At 72.2% G+C, this 3,699-nt stretch carries 5 protein-coding genes; 3 read left to right on the top strand and 2 right to left on the bottom strand.

Annotated features, from left to right (window positions below):
- Positions 1-91: 91 nt before the first annotated feature.
- Positions 92-748: an SDR family oxidoreductase gene (locus tag AB0K18_RS50210; RefSeq protein ID WP_364930270.1), complete on the bottom strand. Its 657-nt coding sequence runs from the start codon at positions 746-748 to the stop codon at positions 92-94.
- A gap of 94 nt (positions 749-842) precedes the next feature.
- Between AB0K18_RS50210 and AB0K18_RS50205 the strand changes: the two genes are divergently transcribed.
- Both AB0K18_RS50205 and AB0K18_RS50200 read left to right on the top strand, forming a co-directional pair.
- A complete protein-coding gene (locus AB0K18_RS50205; protein WP_364930268.1) occupies positions 843-1,973 on the top strand; it encodes a GAF domain-containing sensor histidine kinase in 1,131 nt (376 codons plus the stop codon).
- Entirely contained in the window at positions 1,970-2,590 is a 621-nt protein-coding gene (locus tag AB0K18_RS50200; protein ID WP_364930267.1) for a response regulator transcription factor, read from the top strand. The genes AB0K18_RS50205 and AB0K18_RS50200 overlap by 4 nt, the downstream gene beginning before the upstream one ends.
- An 89-nt stretch (positions 2,591-2,679) precedes the next feature.
- Here the strand turns inward: AB0K18_RS50200 and AB0K18_RS50195 are convergent, their stop codons facing one another.
- On the bottom strand, positions 2,680-2,829 hold the full coding sequence (locus AB0K18_RS50195) for an Arc family DNA-binding protein (protein ID WP_364930265.1): 150 nt from the start codon (positions 2,827-2,829) through the stop codon (positions 2,680-2,682).
- Positions 2,830-2,866: 37 nt separating this feature from the next.
- On the opposite strand from AB0K18_RS50195, the gene AB0K18_RS50190 reads away from it, so the two are divergent.
- The coding region (locus AB0K18_RS50190; protein ID WP_364930263.1) for a transposase at positions 2,867-3,699 on the top strand (833 nt) is incomplete at its 3' end.

Raw genomic sequence — 3,699 nt, 5'->3', positions numbered from 1 at the left:
AGAGTTCCTTTCTCGGGCGGGCGACCGGCGGTGAAGCAGGAAGCCTCACGGGCGACCGTGGGAATCCCCCTCGTTCACGAGGGGGAGGAGGTCAATGCAGGCTCACTTTGCCGCTCGCGGGACGGGCGCCGACCAGGTCGTACAGCGCCGCCGCCACCTTGGCGGGGTCGGCGGCGCCCGCGGCCTCGTCGGCGCCGACGGCGTCGGCCAGCATCCGGGTGTTCATCTCGCCGGGATCGACCCACCACACGCGCAGGTCGGGCTCCTCGGCGGCCAGCACGTTCGACAGCTGCTCCAGCGCGGCCTTGGTGGCGCCGTAGCCGCCCCAGCCGCCGTACGCGCCGGTGGCGGCGTCGGAGGTGACGTTCACGATCGAGCCGCCGGACGCCCGCAACGCCGGCAGCGTGGCCTGGACGAGCGCGAGCGGCGCGGTGACGTTCGTCTCCAGCAGCCCTCTGAACGCCTCCAGCGGGTAGTCCGCGAGGTGCGGCAGCGGCGTCACGCCGAGGTCGCTCGCGTTGTTGACCAGCAGGTCCAGCGAGGGCGCCGCGGCGGCGAGGCGGGCCACGTGCGCGGGGTCGGTCACGTCGCCGGCGATCGCGGTCGCGCCCAGCTCGGCGGCGGCCCTGTCGAGGTCGTCGGCGCCGCGCGCGGTGAGGACGAGACGCCAGCCCGCCGCGCCGAGCGCCCTGGCGAGGGCCAGGCCGAGACCTCGTGAAGCTCCGGTGATGAGTGCGGTGTTCGTCATGACACCGACGCTAGGAACGGACGGCCGCGCGGACATCGGGCCGAGGACCGGCCGGTGCCTGGGCACTTCGTCCTAGGACCATAGAGTGGGTCGCGTGCCCTCCGACGCGCCTTCCGACCGAGACGAGATCATGCAGGCGGTGAGCTCGGCCGTGCTCGCGGTCACCCGCCACCTGTCGGTGCGCGAGGTGCTGCAGGTCATCGTACGCTCGGCGCAGCGCCTGCTCGACGCCCGCTACGCCGCGCTCGGCGTGCCCGACGACGACGGCTCGTTCGCCGAGTTCGTCGCCGAGGGCCTGACCGACAAGCAGTGGGACGCGATCGGCCCGCTGCCCCGCCAGCACGGCATGCTCGGCGCGATGCTGCGCGACGGCACCCCCGTCAGGCTGCCCGACCTGCGCAAGGACGAGCGGTTCGAATGGTGGCCGAAGGCCCACCCGGTGATGAAGGACTTCCTCGGGGTGCCGATCCGCGACGGCGACCGGGTGCTCGGCATCATCTTCCTGGCCAACAAGCGGCGCGGCGGCGGGTTCACCGAGGCCGACCAGGAGCTGCTCACGCTGTTCGCCGCGCACGCCGCCATCGCGCTGACCAACGCCAGGCTCTATGAGCACAGCCGCGAGCTGGCCATGCTGGAGGAGCGCAACCGCATGGCGAGGGAGTTGCACGACGCGGTCAGCCAGAAGCTGTTCTCGCTGCGGCTGTCCGCGCAGGCCGCCGGCGCCCTGCTGGACAAGGACACCGGCAAGGCCGCCGCCGAGCTCGACCGGGTGCAGCGGCTGGCCGGCGAGGCGATCTCCGAGCTGCGCGCGGTCATCGTGGAGCTGCGGCCGGCCGAGCTCGACCGCCACGGGCTGACGGAGACGCTGCGCAAGCACGTACGCCTGCTCGACCGGCTGCACCCGCCCCTGGTGGCGTTCGAGTGCGGCGAGCTGCCGGCGCTGGCGCCAGAGACCGAGGTGGCGGTGCTGCGGGTGGCACAGGAGGCGCTGCACAACGCGCTGCGGCACTCGGGGGCGGCGAACGTGCGGGTGCGGCTGGCGTACGAGGACGGCAGGCTGGTGCTGGGCGTGCACGACGACGGCAAGGGCTTCGACCCGGCGGACCCGCAGCGCGGGCTGGGGCTGGTGTCGATGCGCGACAGGGCCGAGTCCGTCGGAGGCGTCATGACCGTCGCGTCGGCCCCCGGCGAGGGGACGACCGTGCGCATGGAGGTGAGCGCGTGATCCGGGTGCTGATCGCCGACGACCATCCGGTGGTGCGGCAGGGGCTGCGCACGTTCCTCGACCTCCAGGACGACATCACGGTCGTCGGCGAGGCGGGCGACGGCGCGCAGGCCGTCGAGCTGGTCGGCGAGCTCACCCCCGACGTGCTGCTGCTCGACCTGAAGATGCCGGTGCTCGACGGGCTCGGCGCGCTCGAACGGCTGACCGGCACGCCCACCCGCGTGGTCGTGCTGACCTCGGTGAGCGACCCGGCCGACGTCGGCCCGGCGATGCGGGCGGGCGCGGCCGGCTTCCTCTACAAGGACGTCGATCCGCAGGCGCTGGTCCAGGCCGTCCGCGCGGTGCACGGCGGCCAGGTGCTGCTCGCGCCGGAGGCGGCCGGGGCGATGCTGGCCGCGCCGGGCAACGGCCAGGCGCCTGGGCCCGTGCCGCTGACCGAGCGCGAGCGTGAGGTGCTGGCGCTCATCGCGGCCGGCCGGTCCAACAGGGAGATCGCGCGCAGCCTGGCCGTGGCGGAGAAGACGGTGAAGACCCACGTCTCGAACGTGCTGATGAAGCTGGGCGTCCAGGACCGCACCCAGGCGGCGCTCTACGCCGTCCGCCACGGGCTGGGCTGAGCACCGATGATGCCCGTAGTGCTCCGGCTTTCAGGCCGGGGGTGAAGCGGGTCGTCCCGCGTAGCGGGGCAGGGAGAGGTGAATCGCCGTCAAGGCGATTCACCGTGTGCCTGGTCGGCGGCGAGCGCGGTCTCAAGCAGGTGCACGATCTGGGAGTTCAGGGATCGCCGCTCGGTCTCGGCGCGGGCCGCCACCTGGGCGTGCACGTTCTCGGGAAGCCGGAGCGTAATCCTGATCATGACACCATTGTAGTGCCAGGCTGGGTATGATCGGAGCGTGCAGCTCCGGTACAACGTCCGCCTCTACCCGACATTAAGCCAGTGCGCCGCGCTGGCGCGGGCGTTCGGGTGCGCGAGGGTGGTGTTCAACGATGGGCTGCGCGCACGGCAGGAAGCCCGCGCGGCCGCTCTGCCGTACGTCTCGGACGGCGAACTGTCCAAGCGGGTCATCACCGAGGCGAAGAAGACCCCGGAGCGGGCCTGGCTGGGCGAGGTGTCGGCGGTCGTGCTCCAGCAGGCGCTGGCCGACCTGAACACCGCCTACCGCAACTTCTTCGCCTCGGTGTCCGGCAAGCGCAAAGGGCCGAAGCTCGCCCCGCCCCGGTTGCGGTCCCGCAAGGACAACCGGCAGGCGATCCGCTTCACCCGCAACGCCCGCTTCCAGGTCACGGCGGGCGGGAAGCTGCGCCTGCCGAAGATCGGCGACGTCACGGTGCGCTGGTCGCGCCGCCTGCCGTCCGAGCCCTCCAGCGTGACGGTCATCAAGGACGCGGCGGGCCGGTACTTCGCCTCGTTCGTGGTCGAGGTCACCGCCCAGCCGCTGCCGCAGACGGCCGCCGAGATCGGCATCGATCTCGGGCTGACGCACTTCGCGGTGCTCTCAGACGGCCGGAAGATCAGCAATCCAAGGTTCCTGCGTCGGGCGGAGAAGCGGCTCAAGAAGGCGCAGCAGGCCCTGTCACGCAAGGCGAAAGGGTCGAACAACCGCGCCAAGGCTGTGGTCAAGGTGGCCCGTGCCCACGCTCGGGTGGCCGACGCGCGCCGGGACTTCGCGCACAAGCTCTCCACGCAGATCATCCGTGACAACCAAGCGGTGATGGTGGAGGACCT

Origin of the sequence: Nonomuraea sp. NPDC049421 (genome assembly GCF_040677005.1) — a bacterium.
Lineage (GTDB): Bacteria > Actinomycetota > Actinomycetes > Streptosporangiales > Streptosporangiaceae > Nonomuraea > Nonomuraea salmonea.
This window is presented reverse-complemented; position numbering and strand designations above follow the sequence as displayed.

Coding starts and splice junctions, on each gene's coding strand:
- AB0K18_RS50210 (WP_364930270.1), bottom strand. CDS start 748: ATGACGAACACCGCACTCATCACCGGAGCTTCACGAGGTCTCGGCCTG.
- AB0K18_RS50195 (WP_364930265.1), bottom strand. CDS start 2,829: ATGATCAGGATTACGCTCCGGCTTCCCGAGAACGTGCACGCCCAGGTG.